The sequence below is a fragment of the Arthrobacter vasquezii genome (genome assembly GCF_029455255.1).
Taxonomy (GTDB): Bacteria; Actinomycetota; Actinomycetes; order Actinomycetales; family Micrococcaceae; genus Arthrobacter_D; species Arthrobacter_D parietis.
The window spans coordinates 1-502 of record NZ_JAROKN010000145.1 but is presented as its reverse complement, the minus strand read 5'-3'; the positions used below and the strand labels follow the sequence as shown (position 1 = coordinate 502).

The following is a 502-nucleotide window of genomic DNA, read 5'->3' as shown; positions in this document are numbered from 1 at the left end:
ATAGGCGGGCAACAGCGCCTGCACGATGCTTTCAGAATAGCTGGAGAAGCGGGTCATCATGCCGCGCATACGCGCCTGGCCCGCCGGGTCCAGCACCGTGCCCCGCACGGCTCCACCTGGACCAAGGCTGATGTTCTTGGACTTCGGGCTGACCGCAGCAGCATCGATGAGATCGCGTTCGTCTGGAAAGACCGCGAACCCCATGCTCGCGAATTCAATCAGACCGCCATGCTCCAGGGTGGTTTGCACAGCGCGCGGCTGGGTCTTGGCCTCTTCTAGACCTGCGAACAGCAATCGTTCGACCATGACGAATCCTCCGGAGCATCCGTCGCACGTGGTCAGGGCTCGCCGTTAGAGCAAATGTTCGATTAGATTTTCGATCACCTGATCCACGCCCAGAGCCATGCGACGGGCGGCCTCATAGGTTTCAGCAAAGGCGCGTCGCCGCGGCACCGCGGTTTCGCTGGTGGACTCCTGAAGAATTTCCGGGGTGAGGATTTCC

Annotated in this window: 1 protein-coding gene; it reads right to left on the bottom strand. The window is 61.0% G+C overall.

Translation table 11 applies throughout. From position 1 onward, the window contains the following. A partial coding sequence (locus P4U43_RS18010; protein WP_277359964.1) for a Kdo hydroxylase family protein occupies window positions 1-306 on the bottom strand: 306 nt, incomplete at its 3' end. Window positions 307-502 lie beyond the last annotated feature (196 nt).